General features: G+C 74.0%; 10 protein-coding genes and 2 pseudogenes. 7 read left to right on the top strand and 5 right to left on the bottom strand.

The window, feature by feature from the left end; genetic code table 11:
- Window positions 1-73 precede the first annotated feature (73 nt).
- Entirely contained in the window at window positions 74-1,243 is a 1,170-nt protein-coding gene (locus AB0E62_RS26350; RefSeq protein ID WP_362198606.1) for an anhydro-N-acetylmuramic acid kinase, read from the top strand.
- Between the two features lie 144 nt (window positions 1,244-1,387).
- Here the strand turns inward: AB0E62_RS26350 and AB0E62_RS26345 are convergent, their stop codons facing one another.
- Together AB0E62_RS26345 and AB0E62_RS26340 are read right to left on the bottom strand one after the other, a co-directional pair.
- Entirely contained in the window at window positions 1,388-1,642 is a 255-nt protein-coding gene (locus tag AB0E62_RS26345) for a hypothetical protein (RefSeq protein WP_362198603.1), read from the bottom strand.
- A 146-nt stretch (window positions 1,643-1,788) separates the two neighbouring features.
- Window positions 1,789-3,367 (bottom strand): annotated as a pseudogene (locus AB0E62_RS26340) (hypothetical protein).
- Between the two features lie 192 nt (window positions 3,368-3,559).
- Between AB0E62_RS26340 and AB0E62_RS26335 the strand changes: the two are divergent.
- From AB0E62_RS26335 to AB0E62_RS26320, 4 genes are all read left to right on the top strand, one after another.
- A complete protein-coding gene (locus tag AB0E62_RS26335; protein WP_362198600.1) occupies window positions 3,560-4,165 on the top strand; it encodes a hypothetical protein in 606 nt (201 codons plus the stop codon).
- A gap of 67 nt (window positions 4,166-4,232) precedes the next feature.
- Window positions 4,233-4,454 (top strand): hypothetical protein, encoded by a 222-nt coding sequence (locus AB0E62_RS26330; RefSeq protein WP_362198597.1) that lies wholly within the window; start codon window positions 4,233-4,235, stop codon window positions 4,452-4,454.
- A gap of 460 nt (window positions 4,455-4,914) precedes the next feature.
- On the top strand, window positions 4,915-5,844 hold the full coding sequence (locus AB0E62_RS26325) for a dienelactone hydrolase family protein (protein ID WP_362198594.1): 930 nt from the start codon (window positions 4,915-4,917) through the stop codon (window positions 5,842-5,844).
- A 157-nt stretch (window positions 5,845-6,001) separates the two neighbouring features.
- Window positions 6,002-9,436 carry a LuxR C-terminal-related transcriptional regulator gene (locus AB0E62_RS26320; RefSeq protein WP_362198591.1) on the top strand — a complete coding sequence of 1,145 codons (3,435 nt, stop codon included), beginning with the start codon at window positions 6,002-6,004 and terminating at the stop codon, window positions 9,434-9,436.
- Window positions 9,437-9,517: 81 nt separating this feature from the next.
- Here AB0E62_RS26320 and AB0E62_RS26315 read toward each other — a convergent pair.
- Window positions 9,518-9,670: pseudogene (locus tag AB0E62_RS26315) on the bottom strand (IS5/IS1182 family transposase); the annotation flags it as partial.
- A 226-nt stretch (window positions 9,671-9,896) separates the two neighbouring features.
- Between AB0E62_RS26315 and AB0E62_RS26310 the strand changes: the two are divergent.
- The gene (locus AB0E62_RS26310) at window positions 9,897-12,938 is read left to right on the top strand and encodes a carbohydrate binding domain-containing protein (protein WP_362198588.1); all 3,042 of its coding nucleotides are present in this window, start codon (window positions 9,897-9,899) and stop codon (window positions 12,936-12,938) included.
- 63 nt (window positions 12,939-13,001) lie between these two features.
- Here the strand turns inward: AB0E62_RS26310 and AB0E62_RS26305 are convergent, their stop codons facing one another.
- Window positions 13,002-14,366 carry an alkaline phosphatase gene (locus AB0E62_RS26305; protein WP_362198585.1) on the bottom strand — a complete coding sequence of 455 codons (1,365 nt, stop codon included), beginning with the start codon at window positions 14,364-14,366 and terminating at the stop codon, window positions 13,002-13,004.
- Window positions 14,367-14,640: 274 nt separating this feature from the next.
- Between AB0E62_RS26305 and AB0E62_RS26300 the strand changes: the two genes are divergently transcribed.
- Entirely contained in the window at window positions 14,641-17,709 is a 3,069-nt protein-coding gene (locus AB0E62_RS26300; RefSeq protein ID WP_362198582.1) for an amidohydrolase family protein, read from the top strand.
- Window positions 17,710-17,769: 60 nt separating this feature from the next.
- Here the strand turns inward: AB0E62_RS26300 and AB0E62_RS26295 are convergent, their stop codons facing one another.
- A complete protein-coding gene (locus tag AB0E62_RS26295) occupies window positions 17,770-19,281 on the bottom strand; it encodes an MFS transporter (protein ID WP_362198579.1) in 1,512 nt (503 codons plus the stop codon).
- Window positions 19,282-19,304: the final 23 nt, after the last annotated feature.

Here is a 19,304-nt window from a genome sequence, read left to right as displayed (position 1 = left end):
CGCAGCCGCAGCCGCAGCCCCAGCCGCAGCCGGCCCCGCCCGCCCGGCGGGACCCCGGCCGGAAGGAGACACCGTGCGCGTGATCGGCCTGATGTCGGGCACGTCGTACGACGCCGTCGAGGCCGCCGCCGCCGACCTCGGCCTGGACGGTGACACCCTGCTGCTCCGGCCCCTCGGACACCTCGGTGTTCCCTACCCGGACGCGCTGCGGGAGCTCATCGCCGCCGCCCTGCCCCCGGCCCGCACCACCACGGGGGCGGTCTGCGCCCTCGACACCGGCATCGGCCAGGCCTTCGCCGACGCCGCCGGGCGCGCCCTGCGCGACCTGTGCGCCGGCACGGCCGACCTCGTGGTCTCGCACGGCCAGACCCTGCACCACTGGGTGGAGGACGGCACGGTCCGCGGCACCCTCCAACTCGGCCAGCCCGCCTGGATCGCCGAGGCGACCGGACTCCCCGTCGTCTCCGACCTGCGCAGCCGGGACGTCGCCGCCGGCGGCCAGGGCGCTCCCCTGGTCGCCCTGACCGACGCCCTGCTGCTGTCCGGCCTGCCCGGCACCCCCGCCGCGCTCAACCTCGGCGGCATCGCCAACGTGACGGTCATCGCGCCCGGCACCGAGCCGCTCGCCTTCGACACCGGACCCGCCAACGCCCTGCTGGACGCCGCCGTCCACCACTTCACCGACGGAGCCGCCCGCTACGACGAGGACGGCCGCCGGGCCGGTGCCGGCCGGATCAGCCCCGAGCTGCTGCGCGTCCTGCTGGACGACCCCTACTACCGCAGACCCGCCCCGAAAAGCACCGGCAAGGAACACTTCCACCTCCCCTACCTGCGGCGCGCCCTGGACACGGTGCCCGTGCCGGCCGCCGCCGACGTCCTGGCCACCCTGACCCGGCTGACCGCCGTCACCGTGGCGGACGCCTGCCGCGCCCACGGCGTCACCCGGCTCGTCGTCTCCGGCGGCGGCACCCGCAATCCGGTGCTGATGCGCATGCTCGCCGAGGAACTGCCGGGCGTGCCCCTGCACCCCAGCGACGACCTGGGCCTGCCGTCGGCCGCCAAGGAGGCCCTGGCCTTCGCCGTCCTGGGCTTCCTCACCGCGCACGGCTTGCCCGGCGCCCTGCCCTCGGGCACCGGCGCCCGCCGCGCCACGGTGCTCGGCAGCATCACCCCCGGCCGGGCACCGCTGCGCCTGCCCGAACCCGCCGCCCGGCCACCGCGCCGGCTGCGGATCATCCGCTGACCCGGCCGGGCCCCGCGGATGGGAGCCCCGCCCACCCGGGGTCGGCGCCACCCGGGCGGGCGGGGAAGGGGTGACCGCTCCGGTGCCGTGCCGGGCGGAACTGTCCTTCGGGTACGACGGCGGGCACCACGCGCCGGCCGGTGCTCAGGTGCCGGCGCAGTGCGGGGACGGTGTGCCCGCGGTGCCGTTCGCGGTGAGACCGAACGTGGTCCTGGCGCCGGGGAGTGCGGCGTCCTGGTAGGGGAGGCCGGCGGCCGGTGCGGCGGCGGCCCGGTCCGGAACGGCCGCGGCGGGCCCGGAGAGGACCAGGCCCGCCGCGCACAGGGCCACGGCCGCCGTCACCCGGCGGCGGGCGGACGGACGGCGCCGGACGGCTCCGTGGTGCGGTGACAGTCGCATGCGGGTCCTCTCCGGGGAGGCGGGAGGTGCGGCGGAGGCCCTGGAATGGGAGCGCTCCCATCCATGGTCTGGTGGGGACTGTAGAGACAGGTGCGTGTCCCTGACAAGGTGATCCGCCGAAGAACTTGCGAAGCCCCGCCGGGAGTTCAGCCGCCGTCGCGCACGGCGGCCAGGCCGTTGAAGACGCCGATGTGGGCGGTGCCGTCCGGACCCAGGGTGATCGGCGCCCAGTTGTTGTCGTACCCGGCGCCGGTGCCGACGAGCTGCTTCCAACGGGTCCGCCCGGTACGGAAGTCGACGGCGGTCAGGTACCAGGCGTCGATGCCGAGGGGGTCGGGGTCCTTGGTGCACAGGTGGATCAGCCCGTTGCCGGTGGACAGTTTCGGCACGACGGACGGCGACCGCTCCTCGCTCTCCCACACGGTCTCGCAACCGCTGCGGTCCGGGCGGACGTCGATCCGGGTGACCCCGCCGACGACGCTCCGCCCGAAGGTGAGGGAAGTGACGTTCCCGTAGCCGTAGTTGTTCTCGACCACCAGGCTGTCGCTCCAGCTGATCAGGGAGTTGTAGGTCGTGGAGGCCGGAGGCGAAGACGGGGACCTCGCACACCAGTCGCCGGCCGGCCGGAACGTCCGCGTCGCGCCGGTAGACCAGGACGTGCATGCGGTCGTCGGCGTTGTCGGTGATCGCCACGTACCGGCCGCCGTCACCGAAGATGTCCGGCGTCGTGCCCGAACCCTGGTTCACCGAGCCGGGCTTGGCGCCGGAGCCCCGGTCGTACGTCTCCCGCCACACCACGGCGGGGGTGCCGTCCGCCGACGCCGTGAACTCGTACAGCGCGTGGTCGGAGACGATGGACACGCCGTCGGCGGCGACGGAGAAGGAGTTCTGGATCTCCTCACCGGCCAGCCGCACGGAGCGGACGGTGCCGGTGGCGGGATCGACGGTGCCGATCCGGCCCTGCCGGGTGACCCACCAGATCCGGCCCTGCCGGTCCGGCATCACGGAGGTGACCGGGTCACAGCCGCCGCTGGGGTACGGATCGGCCCGGGTCGCGCAGTCGTGGGGCACCCGCTCGCCCAGGTCCCAGTCGTCACTGACCGTGAACTCCCAGGTGCCGTCCGGCCGTTGCCGGTGGGCGAGGCGGACGATGTGCTGCCGGGAGTCCGCGAGCACCAGCCGGTCCTCGTCGTCCAGGTAGGAGTACGCCCCGCCGGAGGTGTCCTTGAAGATCCGGGAGAAGTCGAGCCGGGTGATCGCCTCCACCGTGGACGGGCGTTGAGGCAGCTTGTACTCGGCCAGCGTGGCGAGGGTGCCCGGATCGAGCAGCTTGACCAGGAACCTGGTCAACGTCCCGCACACGGTGACGATCCGCCCCGCCCGGTCGAAGGTGACGGTGGCGCACTCCCCGCCCAGCGCCGCCATCTGCTCGCTGTTCACCCGCGGGTGATCGCCGAGCGGTCCGGACCACGGGGAGGTCGCGCTGCCCCAGGCGTCCGCGTGCATCCCGGACCGGCCGTTCGGCGCGAGGCGGGGGTGCCGGGGCGGCGGGGTGCCGGGCAGCGGCTGGGCCGCGGCCGGGGCGTCGGCGTAGGCGTCGACCAGGCGGTAGCCGGGGGCCCTCGGGATCGGGTCGGCCGACGCGGGGGACGGCGCGGTGACGGTGGTGCCTGCGGCAAGGGCCAGGGCGAAGGCCAGGGCCCGGCCGAGCGTCCTGCGGGACATACGGCTCCTCGGATCGGGTGCGTCGGACGGTTGCGCCGCCGCGACCCCAGGAGGGGGCCGTCGAGGGGTCCAAGGGAGGATGAGGATTGTTCATGGCCTCGCAACACGGGTACCGGAAGCGGTGGGCAACCCTCCATCGGACCCATGGGTCTCACTCCGTAACGGCGTGACAGTCGATCAAGGGGGAACATCATGCGACGGACAACGGCGGCCGTGGCGGCGCTCGTTCTGGCGGGAACCGCCCTGGGCGCGGTGACGGCCGCCGCGGGCACCGCGACGGCGGCCACCGCCGGGGCCACGGCCTGTCCGACCGGCTGGGGCAGCGGCGACAAGGGCGGTGCGGCGTCGGGCGCCGTGCCGCTGGAGAACATCAGGACCGGCCGGCACGACTGCTTCGACCGCCTGGTCTTCGACGTGCCCGGCGGCGGCACCCTCGGCTACTCCGTCCGCTACGTCGACCGGCTCGCCCAGGTGGCCACCGGCGACTACATCCCGGTGGGCGGCGGCGCCGTGCTCGACATCCGGGTGGGGGCGCCCGCCTACGACCCGGCGAGCGGCGCACCCGCGTACCCCGGGCGGGCGGGCCGGCCCCTCCCGGACGTGGACATCAGCGGGTACCGCACCTTCCGGGACACCCGGTTCGCCGCGAGCTTCGAGGGCGAGACCCAGATCGGTCTCGGCGTCCGCGCCCGGCTGCCGTTCCGGGTGATCCAGCTGCCCGACCAGCTCGTGGTCGACGTGGCACACTCCTGGGAGGCCGCGGCGACCGGCCCGGTCACGACCTCCTCAGCGCGCTGATCAGTGCCCACGACGAGGAGCGGCGGCCGAGCCGCGACGAACTGACGCCACGACCCTTCTGCTGCTGGTGGCCGGGTACATCACCACGGGCGACCTGATCGGCAGTGGCACCGTGGCGCTGCGCGGGCAGATGTCCCTGCTGCGGGACCGGCCGGAGTCGCTGCCCGACGCCGTCGAGGAGTTCCTCCGCTGCGACGGACCGGTCAACCCGGGGACCGCCCGGTCCGCCGACTCAGGCAGCAGTGGATGCCGTGCCCGAAGGCCGGGTGGCCGCTGTCACCGCGGGTGATGTCCAGCCGTCGGGGATCCGTGCCGCGCCGCCTTCCCGGCCTCGTTCCAGTGGTGCCGCCGGCCGAGCTGACCTGGCGGACCGGCGGCCTGCGCGGACCGGCGCGGCTGCCGGTCACGTTCACCCCCGGTGGCGCGGTGGCCCGGTGGCCCGGCGTCCTGAGCACGGGGGCTGGGGCTCGCCCGGGCGTTCGTGCGCCGTCGTACGCGAGCCCGGTGCGCTGTACGCCCCCTTCCGGCCGCATGGACGGACCTCGCCCTCGCTCGCCCCCGCTCGTCCACGATGACGCGCCTTTCGCAGCGGGTTCCCGCACGAGACCGGTGACATTGCCGGTCCGGTCGTGCCGCGCGACGCCGACAGTGGCACTGCTCACCCCACTGGCGGAGCCCGCCGGCCGGCGCGCTCGTGCGTGCCGAACGGCCGGACGGGCGGCTCGCCACGACAGAGAGGACGACTCGTCGTGCAGCACCCGCGCACCAGCACCACGGCAACGGCCCCCCGGCCGCGCCCCACCCGTCGTGCCGGACGGCTCGCGGCCCTCGCCGCGGCGGTCACCGCAGTCGTCGGCCTGACCACGCTCGGCGGGCCGGCGGCCCACGGGGCGGACAACCCCTACGAGCGCGGCCCGGCGCCCACCGAATCCAGCATCGAGGCGCTTCGCGGCCCGTACTCCGTCGCGGAGACCAGCGTCTCCCGGCTCGCCGTCACCGGCTTCGGCGGGGGCACCATCTACTACCCGACCAGCACCGCCGACGGCACCTTCGGCGCCGTGGCCGTCTCACCCGGCTACACCGGCACCCAGTCCTCCATCGCCTGGCTCGGCCCCCGGCTGGCGTCCCAGGGATTCGTGGTCTTCACCATCGACACGCTGACCACGCTCGACCAGCCCGACTCCCGGGGCAACCAACTGCTCGCCGCCCTCGACTACCTCACCCAGCGCAGTTCCGTCCGGGACCGCATCGACTCCAGCCGCCTCGGCGTCATGGGCCACTCGATGGGCGGCGGCGGCAGCCTGGAGGCGGCCAAGTCCCGCCCCTCGCTCCAGGCGGCGATCCCGCTGACCCCGTGGAACCTCGACAAGACCTGGCCCGAGATCAAGACCCCCACCCTGATCTTCGGCGCCGACGCTGACACGGTCGCCCCCGTCGCCACCCACGCCGAGCCCTTCTACTCCACGCTCCCCAGCTCACTCGACCGGGCGTACCTGGAGCTGAACGCCGCGACCCACTTCACGCCCAACACCTCGAACACGACGATCGCGAAGTACAGCGTCTCGTGGCTGAAGCGGTTCATCGACAACGACACCCGCTACGAGCAGTTCCTCTGCCCGCTGCCCCGGCCGAGCCTGACCATCGACGAGTACCGGGGCAACTGCCCGCACACCTCCTGACCGGCCCTCCGGACCCGGCGGCGACCGCCGGTCGCCGCCGGGTCGTGGCGCACCGCTCCCCGGTTTCCCGAAGCCCGCACCCGGTACCGCCCCGGCCGATCGCGGGGCGCGGACGTACGGCTTCCGCACGTCCTTACGCGTCAGTAAGGTTTCGGGAATGAGCGGACAGACGACTCCGGGATCCGATGCCGCGCGGTACCGGCCGGATCCGGTCGGGGCGCTGGGGGAGCGGCTGCGTGAGGGCGGTGCGTGCGTCCTGACCGGTGAGCCCGGCAGCGGTCGCTCGACCGTCCTCGCCCGCGTCGCCCGCGCGTTCGACGCCGGGCCGGTCGTGGTCGCGCCCGTCCCGTCCGAGCCGTACCGGCAGCCCCTGGCCGCGCTCCGGGCGCTGTGCCGGGCGGCCGGAGCGCCCGCCGCCGACGCCGCCGACCCGGTGCCGGGCCTGATCGGCGCGCTGCGGGCGACCGCGGCGCCCGGGACGGCCCTGGTCTGTGCCGACGACGCCGACCGGTGGGACCCCGCCTCCCGGGCCGCGCTCGGCCGGCTGGCCGCCCGGCTCGCCCCCGGCGGTGGGGTCGCCCTGGCGCTCACCGTGGCCGGACACCGGCCCGTGGACCCGGAGTTCGCCGGCCTGCCGCTGCTCCGCCTCGCCCCGCTGTCCGCGACGGACGCCGCCGCCCTGCTGGACGAGGCCGCGCCGGGCACGCTCGACCCCCGGGTCCGCGAGGAGATCGCGGCCGCCGCCGAAGGCAACCCCGGCCTGCTGCTGGGCGTGGCGCACCGCCTGACGCCGGCCCAGCTCGGCGGCATCGCGCCGCTGCCGTGTCCGCTGGTCGACGCGGAGACCCTGACCGCGCTGGCGGGCCGCCACCTGACCGGACTGCCGCCGGTCCAGCGGGACCTGCTGCTCGTGACCGCCGCGGCCGTCCAGGTCTCGGGGGAGCCGACCGCCGAGGCCGACGTCGTGCGGCACGCGGCGGCCCGGCTCACCGGCACCGGACCGCACCCCGCCGCCTCCGCGGAGCCCGGCACCGAGGACCGTCCCGCGCCGGGCCACGGCCCCCGTGCCGTGCCCGAGTCACCCGCTGACGCGGGCCGTGTTCCCGGCTCCCCGCCGGAGCCGCGCGCCGGTGCCGGGCCGGTGCCGAGCCGTGGTCCCGGTCCGCGGGATGCCGATCCGCACCGTCTCGATCCCGTGCGGAAGCCACAGACCGACGGCGATCACCACGCCCCCCGTCCGCAGCGCGCCGAGCCCCGCGGCTCCGCTCCTCACGCCCCCGGCCTCCATGGCACCGGTGGCGACCGGCTCCCCCCGGGCGGTGTCGCGCTGCCGGAGGCGCTGTTCGCCGCCGAGGGGCGGTTCGGTTTCCGCAGTACGGTGCTGTGCCGGGCCGTGTACGCCGGAGCGCCGGCCGAACGGCGCCGCGCGGCCCACGACGCGCTGGCCCGCGCGCTGCCCGACGCGCGCGGCCTTCCGGCGCTGCTGCACCGCTCATGGGCCGTCACGGCCCCGGATCCGGCGCTCGCCGCCGCCCTCGCGTCCGCCGCCGCGGACCCGGCGTCCACGGCCCCGCCCGCGTTGCGCTGCACGGCCCACACCCGCGCCGCCGAACTCGCGCCGGACGGCGTCGAACGCGTCCGGTGCTGCACGGCCGCCGCCGAACAGGCCCTGCTGGCCGGTCAGTCGGCGCGGGCGCTACGACTGCTCGACACGGCCCGCTGCCGACCGGCCCCCGCACCGGTACGCGCACGTGCCGAACTGCTGCGCGGTACCGCGCTGCGCTGGGACGGCCCGGTCGACGACGCCCGCGAAACCCTGCTGCTCGCCGCGGCCCTGTCCGCCCCGTACGACCCCGAGCAGTCCGCCGAGGCCGCCCTGGCCGCCGCGGACGCCGCCTGGGCGGCGGGCGATGTCGCCGCGTGCCTGCGCGTCCTGGCACAGGGCCGCTGGTGGGCCGGGACCCACCGCGCGGGGCCGGCCCCCGGCGCGGGTCCAGCGAGCCGGTCACGTCCCGGGACCCTGTCCCCGTCCACCGCTCTGCCGCTGCCCGAGGGGGACTTCGGGGCAGGGGAGGCCCTTGACACCGCTCCTGACGGTCAGGCACCGGCCGTGCCCGCTGTTCTCCCCGTGGCTCAGCGCCACTTCGGCCGGACGGAAGCCGCCGCTGCCGATGCCGTCGGCCAGGAGTCGCCCGTGCCCGCCGGTCTCCCCGTGGGCCGGCGGGAGTCCGGCGCGGCGGAGGCCGCCGGTGTCCGTCCCGTGGGGCAGGCGGTGCCCGGGATCCCGGCCCTGCCCGCCGGTCCGCTCGCGGCCGGGCGGGGCCCCGGCGCCGTGGCGGCCCTGCGGGACCACCGCGCGGGGATGCGCGCGGTCCTGCAAGCGCGTTTCGACCTGGCCGCGGCCCCCTTGCGGCGGGTCGTGGACCGCGCGTGGACGGCGGACGCCCCGGAAGAACTGCTGCGGGCGGCCTCGGCGGCCCTGCTGCTCGGTGACACCGCCGCCGCCCGCCGGACCGGAGCCCGGGCGCTCGCGGTGGCCCGTACCCACGGCTCCGCCCTGCACGAGGCACGAGCCCTGGAGTACCTGGCCTACGGCGAACTCCGCGCCGGACGCCACGCGCTGGCCCGGGCGCACGCCGAGGAGGGGCTGCGCAGCGCCTACCGCGCCGGGCAGCGCAACACGGCCGCCCACCACCACGCCGTACTCGCCCTGGCCGCCTCCATCGCCGGTGAGGCGCACACCGTCGCCGAGCATGCGACCGCGGCCATGACCATCGCCCGCCGGCACGGGCTGGCCCAGGCCGCCGCACTCGCCCAGTGGGCGCTGGCCCGCGCGGATCTGGGCCACGGCCGGCCCCGCGAGGCCGCCGAACGGCTCGCCCCCCTGGTCCGGCCCGGCTCGGGGGGCGGCCATTTCGCCGTCTGGATGCTCGCCGTACCGTGCTACGTGGAGGCCTGCGCGCTCGCCCGGCAGCCGGAGGGCGCCGGCGACGCGGTCGAGGACTTCGCGCTCTGGGCGGCGTGTGACGCCGACTCGCAGGCCCCCGCCCAACTGCTGCGCTGCCGCGCCCTGCTGGCGCCGCCCGAGGCCGCCGACGCGCTGTACCGGCAGGCGCTGCGGCGGCACGGGGAGGGCGCCGGGGACTTCGAACGCGCCCGCACCGAGCTGCTCTACGGCAAGTGGCTGCGCCGACGCCGCCGGCTGCGCGAGGCACGCACCCATCTGCGGGCCGCGCTGCTCGGCTTCGAGCGCTGCGGCGCCGGCCCGTGGGCCCAGCAGGCGGCGGCGGAACTCCGGGCGAACGGGGTGACCGGCGCGGCCGGTGTGCTCGGCGCGGACGGACCGGCCGCGGGCGCGCCCGGGGGCGCGGTCCTGCCGGACGGGCTGGCCCGGCTGACCCCGCAGCAACTGCGCATCGCCCGGGGCGTCGCACAAGGACTCACCAACCGGGAGGTGGCCCTCAGCCTGTCGGTCAGCACCCGCACCGTCGACTACCACCTGCGCAACGTCTTCGCCGTCCTCGGCGTCCGCTCCCGGATGGAGCTGGCCCGCCTGGTCGAGCAGGCCGAGCAGGCCGTGGCCCAGCCCTGACCGCGACCCGCGCCGAGAGGTGACGGCTGCACGCGGACGAACATCCCCCGGAACCATCTCGTCCAAGCGCCTCGTGGCGCGCATGCACCGCTCGACGGTGCCGTGCTGCTTGTAGGTGTGCGCGTCGAAGCCGGGCGGGCGCCCGCCGTGGCGGCCCCGCCGCGGACGGTGGCCGATCCGGTGCGACGGCTGCGGGACGACCGCGCGGATCCGTCTGCGGCGCGGGTGCCGCCGTTGCGTCCGAAACTCTTTACGGCCCTGTAACGAGCGAGTATCTTCCCCGTGCGCAAGCAGTTGCAGCAAATTTCCGACATGGGTTTCAGGGTCGGGTTCCATGCTGCTCGCCCGCCCCTGCGGCACCTCAGGGCTGCACGGCGGAGTTTCACACGGGGTCACCTTCGACGGCCCCGCATGTCGGACTGCGGCCACCGGCCGCGGCGCACCCCTTGGAGGGTTCTCGATGAGACGCACCACAGCCTGGCGGTTCAGACGCCGCTGGGCGGTCCTGGCCGCTGTGGCGGTACTGATCAGTCTTCTGTCGGCCCTGCCCGGGGCCGGCCGTGCGGTGAGCGCGGCACCGACCGCCGCCGAGGCCGGCAACACGGCGACGGTGTTCTACTACACCAAGACGCGCAACTGGTCGCAGTACTACCTGCACTACGCTCCCGACGGGGCCGCCTGGACCCAGGTGCCCGGAGCCGCGATGGACGCCGGCTGCACGGACTGGGTGAAGAAGACCGTCAGTCTCGGCACGGCCACCACCTGGCAGGCTACGTTCAACAACGGCAGCGGCACCTGGGACAACAACGGCGGCAAGAACTACGCCCTGGGCACCGGCACCATCACCGTCAAGGACGGCGTCATAGCCCACAGCGATCCGTGCGGTGACGGCAACGGCGGCACCGTCCCGTCGCCCTCGCCCACGGCGACCTCCGGCACGACCAGCGCGACCGTCTTCTACTACGCGCAGACCGTGGGCTGGAACACCGTCAACCTGCACTACGCCCCCGCCGGCGGCGCCTGGACGCCCGTGCCGGGCCTCGGCATGGAGCAGGCGTGCCCGGGATGGTTCAAGAAGACCGTCGACCTGGGCGGCGCGGCCGGGCTGGCGGCGACCTTCAACAACGGCAACGGCACCTGGGACAACAACAACGGCGCCGACTACGCCCTGTCCAAGGGTGTCAGCACCGTGAAGGACAAGACGGTCACCAAGGACGCCACCGACCCCTGTGCGTCCCACAAGCCGGACACCACGGCGCCGGCCGCCCCCACCGCCGTCAAGGCCACGGCCACGGACACGTCGATCGTCCTGACCTGGGACCCCTCCACCGACGACACCGCCGTCACCGGCTACCAGGTGACCCGCACGGGCGGCACCAAGGGCAGCCAGGTCACCAGCGTCGGCTCCACGGTGCTCAGCGAATCGGGTCTGGAGCCGAACACCACGTACACCTACACCGTCAAGGCGCTCGACGCGGCCGGCAACATCTCGGCCGCCTCCCCGGCCGCGAGCGCGACCACGGGCCAGGCGCCGCCACCGGCCAAGCAGGGCACCATGCTCGGCGGGGACCCGCGCAAGGACCCGATCTACTTCGTGCTGACCGCCCGCTTCCACGACGGCGACAGCGGCAACAACCGCGGCGGCAGCCAGGACGTCAAGTCCGGGAACGCCGCCAACCACGACCCGATGTTCCGCGGCGACTTCAAGGGACTGGTCCAGAAGCTGGACTACATCAAGGCCCTGGGCTTCTCCGCCGTCTGGATCACCCCGGTGGTCCTCAACCGCTCGGACTACGACTACCACGGCTACCACGGCTACGACTTCTACAAGGTCGATCCGCGCCTGGAGTCGGCCGGCGCCTCCTACCAGGACCTGATCAACGCGGCGCACGCCAAGGGCATGAAGATCTACCAGGACGTGGTGTACAACCACAGCTCGCGCTGGGGCGCCAAGGGCCTGTTCACACCGACCGTGTACGGCGTCCGCGACTCCCAGTGGTCCTGGTACTACGACGAGAAGCAGCCCGGCTTCGAGTACGACGGCCTGACCGTCGAACCCACGTCCGGTAAGTCGTACTACAACGGCGACCTGTGGTCCACCGCCGAACCGTCCGGCAACACCTGCCTGAACTGGGGCAAGCCCACCGGGTACAAGTCCCCCGAGGGCTACACCATCTACAACTGCCAGTGGCCGAGCCCCACCAGCGGCATGTTCCCGTCGAAGTACTACCACCAGTGCTGGATCGGCAACTGGGAGGGCGAGGACTCCCGCTCCTGCTGGCTGCACGAGGACCTCGCCGACTTCGACACGGAGTCCGCCCCGGTGCAGAACTACCTCATCGGCGCCTACAACAAGTACATCGACATGGGCGTCGACGGGTTCCGCGTCGACACCGCCGTGCACATCCCCCGCATCACCTGGAACCGCCGCTTCCTGCCCGCCATCCAGCAGCGCGTCGCCCAGGACTGGGGACCCGGCAAGGCACAGGACTTCTTCGTCTTCGCCGAGGTCGCCGCCTTCGTCAACGACAAGTGGAACCGCGGTTCGGTCAACCACTCCGCGCAGTTCTACACCTGGAAGGAACGCAAGGAGTACACCGACGACGACGTCCAGGCCGCCCTCGACCAGTACGACTACGAGGAGAAGCTCGGTCCGGGCAGCCAGCCCACCTCCACCAACGCCTTCCTGAACGGCAACACCTACCACACCCCCGACCACTCGAAGTTCTCCGGCATGAACATCATCGACATGCGCATGCACATGAACTTCGGTGACGCCCACAACGCCTTCAACAACGGCAAGGACTCCGACGACTCCACCAACGACGCCACCTACAACGTCGTCTACGTCGACAGCCACGACTACGGGCCCAACAAGTCCAGCGAGCGGTATGCGGGAGGGACGGACGCCTGGGCCGAGAACATGTCGCTGATGTGGACCTTCCGCGGCATCCCGACGCTCTACTACGGCTCCGAGATCGAGTTCCAGGCGGGCAAGAAGATCGACTGCGGGCCCACCTGCCCGCTCGCCACCACCGGCCGCGCCTACTACGGAGACCACCTCGAAGGCACCGTCACCGCCTCCGACTTCTCCAAGGTCACGAACGCCACCGGTCAGGTCGCCACCACCCTGGCCCAGCCCCTGGTCAAGCACGTCCAGCGGCTCAACCAGATCCGCCGGGCCGTCCCGGCCCTGCAGATGGGCCAGTACTCCACCGAGGGTGTCTCGGGCGGCGGCATGAACTTCAAGCGCCGCTACACCGACGCCGCCACCGGTGTGGACAGCTTCGCCCTGGTCGCCGTCACCGACGGTGCCACCTACACCGGCATCCCCAACGGCACCTACAAGGACGCCGTCACGGGCGACGTCCGGCAGGTCACCGACGGCACCCTGGCCATCGGCGCCCCCGGCAAGGGCAACCTGCGCGTCTACGTCCTCGACCTCGGCGGCAAGAACGCCGCGCCGGGCCAGATCGGCACCGACGGCCCCTACCTCAAGTGACCCGACCCCACCCCGGAGAAGGGGAGACCGGTGGCGTGGTCTCCCCTTCTTCCGTCAGGGCGCTCAGCTCAGGCGCAGGGCCTCGCGGAGGGTGGTGAACAGGTCGGTCTGGTTGGTGACGCCGAGCACACGGTAGGCCAGCGGGCCCTGTGCGGCGATGCGCACCTCGGTGCCGGTGTGCTCCTGGGACTGGCCCGGCGTGTTGGTCGAGTAGTTGACCTTCAGCTGCTGGCCCTCGTTGGTCACCAGGGTGGAGGACAGGCCGGGCGGGGTGGCCTCCAGCGGGACGATCTGGCTGGTGTGGCCGTGGTCGGCGGTGGTGACCACGAGCGTGTCCGGGTGCTTGGCCGCGTAGGCGCGGGCGACCTTCACCGCGCGGTCGAAGGCGGCGGTCTCGCCGATCTGGCCGCAGGGGTCGGCCGCGTGGTCCTGCTTGTCGATGGAGGCGCCCTCGATCTGCAGGAAGAAACCCTTCTTGGAGTGCTGCCGCCGCTGCTTGTCCTCCAGCAGCTGGATCGCCTTGGTGGCGGAGTCCGCCAGGCTGGGCGTGGTGGCCGGCCGGTTCGGGTTGGACGTGACGCAGCGCTGCGGGTCGGTGCCGCCGAGGGCGGCCGGCTTGCCGGTCCACTCGACCGGCACGTTCCCGGAGGCGAACAGGCCGAGGACGGGCTTGCCCGGCTTCGCCGCCTTCATCGAGGCGTCGTCGGTGACGACCTGATAACCGAGCTTCTTCGCCTGCTCGGTGACGGTCAGACCCTTGTACGCGCCGTCGGTGACCTTCTGGTCGAAGCGCTGCCTGCCGCCGCCGAAGAGGACGTCCACCTTGTGGTTGACGGACTGCTCGGCGATCGAGCCGGGACCGCCCGCCGCGATCGTGTCGGCGGGGCACTTGGCCATGTCGGCCGGCCCCTGGCAGGAGCGGTCGGTGACGTGGGAGGCGAGCACGGCGGGGGTGGCGTCGGTCAGCTCGGCGGTGGTGACGCTGCCGGTGGCGTAACCGTTCTTCTGCGCCAGCTCCAGGATCGTGCGGACGGCCTTGTCGGAGCCGGGCGTCTTGGAGATGCGGCCGTTGACCGTCTTCACACCGGTCGCCCAGCCGCTGCCGCTCGCGGCGGAGTCGGTGACGTATTCCGGCGTGCCGTCCTTGTGCACGGCGTACGTGGTGTACTCACCGGTGAGCGGGAACTTGTCCATGTTCAGGCGGCCGTTGGCGCCGACGGTGTAGTCACGGGCGAGCGTGATCTCCGAGTCTCCCATGCCGTCGCCGATCAGCAGGATGACGTTCTTCGCCTTGCCGCCCTTGATGGCGTCCTCGGCCTGCTGCTTGGTGTCGGTCGCACCGGCGCCGGTGGTGAACGCGACGGCGGCGGCGGTGGACGCCAGCAGCGCGGTGGCGACGGTGAGGTGACGACGGGACGGTCTGTGCATGAAAGCCACTCCTTGGGGCAGCCCGTCCAGGATGGACGGGCGTCAACGGGCGTCAGCCCATCACCCGTTGTTGAACCGCTGGAAAACCCCTGGTGGGGCGCGGGTTTCGGATACGCGGCGCCCACACAGCCTTGACGGCCTTGACGAACTCGATGGCCTTGCGGCGGATGTCCGAAATCCCGCGCGCCGTCCCGCACCCGGCGCCGGTGCCCGACACCATGGACCCGGCCGTGCCGGCCACGGGCGGCCGTCCGGAGACCTGGTGAGGAGAGCGATGACGACGGATCACGGGTGGGTCAGCCGCCGGGACCTGCTGCGGGCCTCCGCCGCCGGGCTGACCGCGGTCGCGGCCCCGACGGCGCCACCGGCCACGGCCGCGACCGCCGCCGCGGATCAGCGGACGCTGCTGTACCGCGAGTCCACCGGCGGATCGGTGACGTCCTCCCGGGACGGGTCCGTGCTCGTCGCCGAGGTGCAGGGGGTGCTGTGGCGCGTGCCGCCCGAGGGCGGGGAGGCGGTGCGGATCACCGACTGGGACCTGGAGGCGACCCGCCCGGCCCTGTCCCCCGACGGGAGGCGGCTGGCGGTGGGCGGTTACCGGGGCGGCGGCTTCCATCTGTGGACCCTGCGCACCGACGGCGGCGGGCTGCGCCAGGTCACCGACGGGCCCTGGGACGACCGGGGCGTGGCCTGGTCGCCCGACGGCGGCCGACTGGTCTTCGCCTCGGAGCGCGGCGGTGACGCGGTGACCGGTGCGCCGTACGGACTGTGGACCGCGGACCCGGACGGCGGTGCCGCCGCGCGGGTCACCGGCGGCTCCTATGAGGACAGCGACCCGGTGTGGTGGCCGGACGGGCGTTCGGTGGTGTGCGTCCGCGCCGCCCACACGCCCGACGGCGCCACCGACGGCGGTCTCACGCTGATCCGCGTGCCCGTCGGGGGCGGCACCGGGCACGTGCTCCACAGGGTGGGGGAGGGACGGCTGCTGTGCCCGTCCGTGTCGCCCTCGGGCCGGATCGCCTGTCTGCACCTGTCCGGCACCACGGCCTCCCCGTCCCTGCCGGCCGCGCGGGCCACGCTCCTGGTGGACGGCCGGGCGGTGACCGAGGACGAGGACCCGGCCGCGGCACCGCCGTGCTGGCTGGGCGACGACCGGCTCCTCTACGTCGCCGACGGCCGGCTCCGCCTCCGCACCCTCGGCGCCTCCGGCTCGGTGCGGGACATCCCGTTCACCGCCCGGATGCCGGTGCCGCGACCCCGACGGCGCACCAAGCCGCTCGCCCCGGACGCCGCGGGGCCGGTGCGCGGCATCCATCTGCCCGCCCTCGCGCCCGACGGCGCCAGCGTCGCCTTCGTGGCACTGAACGCCCTGTGGGTGCAGCCCGTCGGCGGCACGCCCCGCAAGGTGCTCCAGGCCGCCGCCGTGCACCATGTGCAGATGCCCGCCTGGGAACCGGACGGGCGGGCCCTGCTGTACTGCACCGACCGGGACGGGCTGACGGCCGTACGCCGGCTGCACCTGGACAGCGGGCACGACGAGCCGGTCACCGGTCCGGGCCGGCTGTACCCGGCGCCGTCCCCGGACGGCACCCGCCTCGCCTGCCAGGACACCAGCGGCAACGTGCTGCTGCGCGACCTGGCCACCGGCGCGGAGCGGGTACTGGCCCGGCCGCTGGCCGCCGACGGCCCGCCCGGCGCGCCGACCTGGTCGCCGGACGGACGCCACGTGGCGTTCTGCGACCGCAACCGGCTCAACCACCGCTTCCGCGAGGGCTACCACCTGATCCGTGTCCTGGACACCCGCACCGGCAGCGAGCGGCGCCATCTGCCCGCCGCCCACCAGTCCCTGTCCGACCGCGCCGCCGCCGGCCCGGTCTGGTCGCCCGACGGGCGGGGGATGGCGCTCGTCGCCGAGTCGGCGCTCTGGCTGCTGCCCGTCACCGGCGACGGCACCCCGGCCGGCCCCGCCCGCCGGCTCACCGACGAACCGGCCGACCACCCCAGTTGGGCCCGCGAGACGAACACCCTGCTCTACCTCTCCTCGGGCCGGCTCCGGCTCCTCGAGACGGCCGGGTCCGGACCCCGCACGCTGTCCGTTCCCCTCGTCCACCGCCCGGCCCGCGACCAGGGGCGACTGCGCGTCCACGCCGGACAGGTGTGGGACGGCACCGGCACCGCCCCGCGCCAGGACGCCGACATCCTCATCGACGGCCGCCGGATCACCGCCGTGGAACCCCACCGCCGGCGCCGCCCCGGCCACCACACCCTCGACGCCTCGCGGCACACCGTCCTGCCCGGTCTGTTCGACAGCCACACCCACCCCTACAGCGCCACCTACGGCGCCCGGCACAGCCTCACCGCACTCGCCTACGGCATCACCACGACGGCCTGCCTCGGCGCGTCCCTGTACGAGGCGATCCGGCTGCGGGAGTCCCTGGCCTCCGGGTACAGCACCGGCCCGCGCTTGCTCGCCTGCGCCGAACTCATCGACGGCGCGCGCACCGCGTACGCCATGGGCCGCGCCCACCGCACCACCGCCGGTGTGCGACGCACCCTGGAACGGGCCACCGCCCTGCGGGTCGACTTCGTCAAGACCTACGTCCGCGCCTCGGGCCAGGTCATGGCGCAGGCGGCCGAGGCCGCCCACCGGCTCGGAGTCCCCAGCGGCAGCCACCTGTGCGCACCGGGCCGGGCCGCCGGGCAGGACCTCACCACCCATCTGCAGGCCACCCAGCGCCTGCCCTACGGCCATGCGACGACGCCCCTGGGCCGGATCCACCAGGATCTCGTCCAGCAGTACGCCGACGACGGCTTCGCCCTGATCATGACCCCGTTCCCCGCGCAGTACCTGCTGGGCGCCGACCCCGCCCTGGCCGACGATCCCCGGGTGCTCACCCTCATGCCGCCCTGGGACGTCACCACGGTCCGCGAACGCGCCGGGACCCCGCCCACCGACGGGCAACGGCGGGCCCTCGCCACCGAGATGAGCGCCTACCGCCGTCTCGCCGCCGCGGGCGCCCTGCTCGCCGTGGGCACGGACGCGCCTCTGGTCCCGCCCGGCCTCTCGCTCCATCTGGCCCTGCGCGCCCTGCACGCCCACGGCTTCACCCCGGCCGAGACCCTCCGGTGCGCCACCGCCGTCCCCGCGCGGCTGTTCGGCGTGGACAGGGACCTGGGCACCGTCGAGCCGGGAAAGCTCGCGGACCTGACCGTCGTCGACGGCGACCCCTTCACCGACTTCGGCAGCCTCCCGCGTACCCCGCTGGTCTTCCGGGACGGCGTCGCCCACTATCAGAGCGACCTCGTGGACGCCGTCCGGGGCGCGGTCACGACGCCCGCCTGAGGACCACCGTCCGTGTACCTCGGCCCGCCGGACGGCCCGCTTCGGCCGGCCAGTGGGCCGTTACGCGTCGGCCTGTCCGGAAGTCCGTTGTGGGGGTGCCGGGTTCCCGGAGCGGCGGCCCCGTTGTGCCGCGAGCGCGGAGAAGAGGGCTGCGGCGACGAAGACGGCCAACACCGTTCGCAGGGCGTGGGCCGCGGATTCACCGGACCCGGATTTGTCCAGGAAGAGGTATCCGCCGCCCAGCGCGGCCACGCCGAGCGCTCCGCACAGCTGAGCGTTGGTGCTGATGACTCCGGACAGGTCGGCGGCGTAGCGGTCCGGCAGGACCGAGGTCATCTGGCCGATAAGGGAGTTGGAGCTGATGCCCAGGCCCAGCCCTCCGATGCCCAGGAGAAGGAAGAGGAGCAGTCCGGTGCGCTGGCCCGAGACCAGGTAGAGCCATACGGAGGCGTAGCCGGCGGCCAGGACCAGGCAGCCGAGCGCCGGCATGAACGGGCGCCGGTCGGCGGGCACTCGGGTGAGCAGGGGACCGGCGAGGCCGAAGGCGCCCACCCAGGTCACCATGGCCAGTCCCGCGTAGGCGGGCCCGCGTCCCATGCCGTCCTGGAGGTAGATCGCCAGCACGAACAGCAGGGAGAAGTAGGTCATGGTGGTGACGCCATGGGCGACGAGGGACCAGCGGATCGCCGGATCACGGACGACCTCCTCGGCGATGAGGGGCCGTCCGCCGTGTGCGGTACGCAGACGCTGACTTCGCCGGAAGAGCGCCGCCACCGGGACGCTCGCCGCCAAGGACACCCATGTCCAGGCCGGCCAGCCCAGGTCCGTACCGAGCAGCAGGGGCACGATGACCAGCAACACGGCGCAGGCCAGCAGCACCATCCCGCGGACGTCGACATCCTGGGCCTCGTCGGCCGCCTCGTCCGGGGGCATCGTCCTCGCTCCGGCCCAGATGAGCACCAGCCCGACCGGTACGTTGATGATGAAGATCGGCCGCCAGCCGGTGCCGAACAGGTCGGCGGCGATCAGCAGACCGCCCAGCGTCTGGCCGGCCACCGCACCGGTGGACAGGGCGATCGCGTAGTACCCCAGCGCCCGGACCCGTTCCTGACCGGCGAAGTGCTGCTGAATACCGCTCAGCACCTGGGGCACCATCAGCGCGGCGCCCGCTCCCTGCAGCGTCCGGGCGATGATCAGGAACACGGGCTCCGGGGCCAGCGCGCAGGCCAGCGACGCGACGGTGAACAGAGCCGTGCCGACCAGGAAGATGCGCCGGTATCCATGACTCGCCCCCAGCCGAGCCCCGGTCACGAGGAGGACCGCGTAGGCCACCACGTAGCTGGAGACCACCAGACCGGCCTGGCCGCCGGAGGCGTTCAGATCGCTCTGGAACGCGGGCGTGGCGATGTTCACGATCGCCGTGTCGATGTTGGCGATGAACTGCGCTGAGAGCAGCACCGCGAGCAGCCGCCAGCGGCGGACCGCGGAACGGGCTCCGCTGCCGTCCCCTCCGGTGGCTCCCGCCTCGGTGGCGGATCGGATGTCATCCGAGTCGGGTTGCTTGCGGTGCATGGTGAGGTCCGTCCGTGGGAACG

This window comes from Streptomyces sp. NPDC038707 (assembly GCF_040636485.1).
GTDB lineage: Bacteria > Actinomycetota > Actinomycetes > Streptomycetales > Streptomycetaceae > Streptomyces.
This window is presented reverse-complemented; position numbering and strand designations above follow the sequence as displayed.

Bases quoted from the DNA above. Each gene is read 5' to 3' on its own strand.
- AB0E62_RS26345 (WP_362198603.1), bottom strand. From the start codon at position 1,642: ATGCGACTGTCACCGCACCACGGAGCCGTCCGGCGCCGTCCGTCCGCC.
- AB0E62_RS26335 (WP_362198600.1), top strand. From the start codon at position 3,560: ATGCGACGGACAACGGCGGCCGTGGCGGCGCTCGTTCTGGCGGGAACC.
- AB0E62_RS26310 (WP_362198588.1), top strand. From the start codon at position 9,897: ATGAGACGCACCACAGCCTGGCGGTTCAGACGCCGCTGGGCGGTCCTG.
- AB0E62_RS26300 (WP_362198582.1), top strand. From the start codon at position 14,641: ATGACGACGGATCACGGGTGGGTCAGCCGCCGGGACCTGCTGCGGGCC.
- AB0E62_RS26320 (WP_362198591.1), top strand. From the start codon at position 6,002: ATGAGCGGACAGACGACTCCGGGATCCGATGCCGCGCGGTACCGGCCG.
- AB0E62_RS26295 (WP_362198579.1), bottom strand. From the start codon at position 19,281: ATGCACCGCAAGCAACCCGACTCGGATGACATCCGATCCGCCACCGAG.
- AB0E62_RS26305 (WP_362198585.1), bottom strand. From the start codon at position 14,366: ATGCACAGACCGTCCCGTCGTCACCTCACCGTCGCCACCGCGCTGCTG.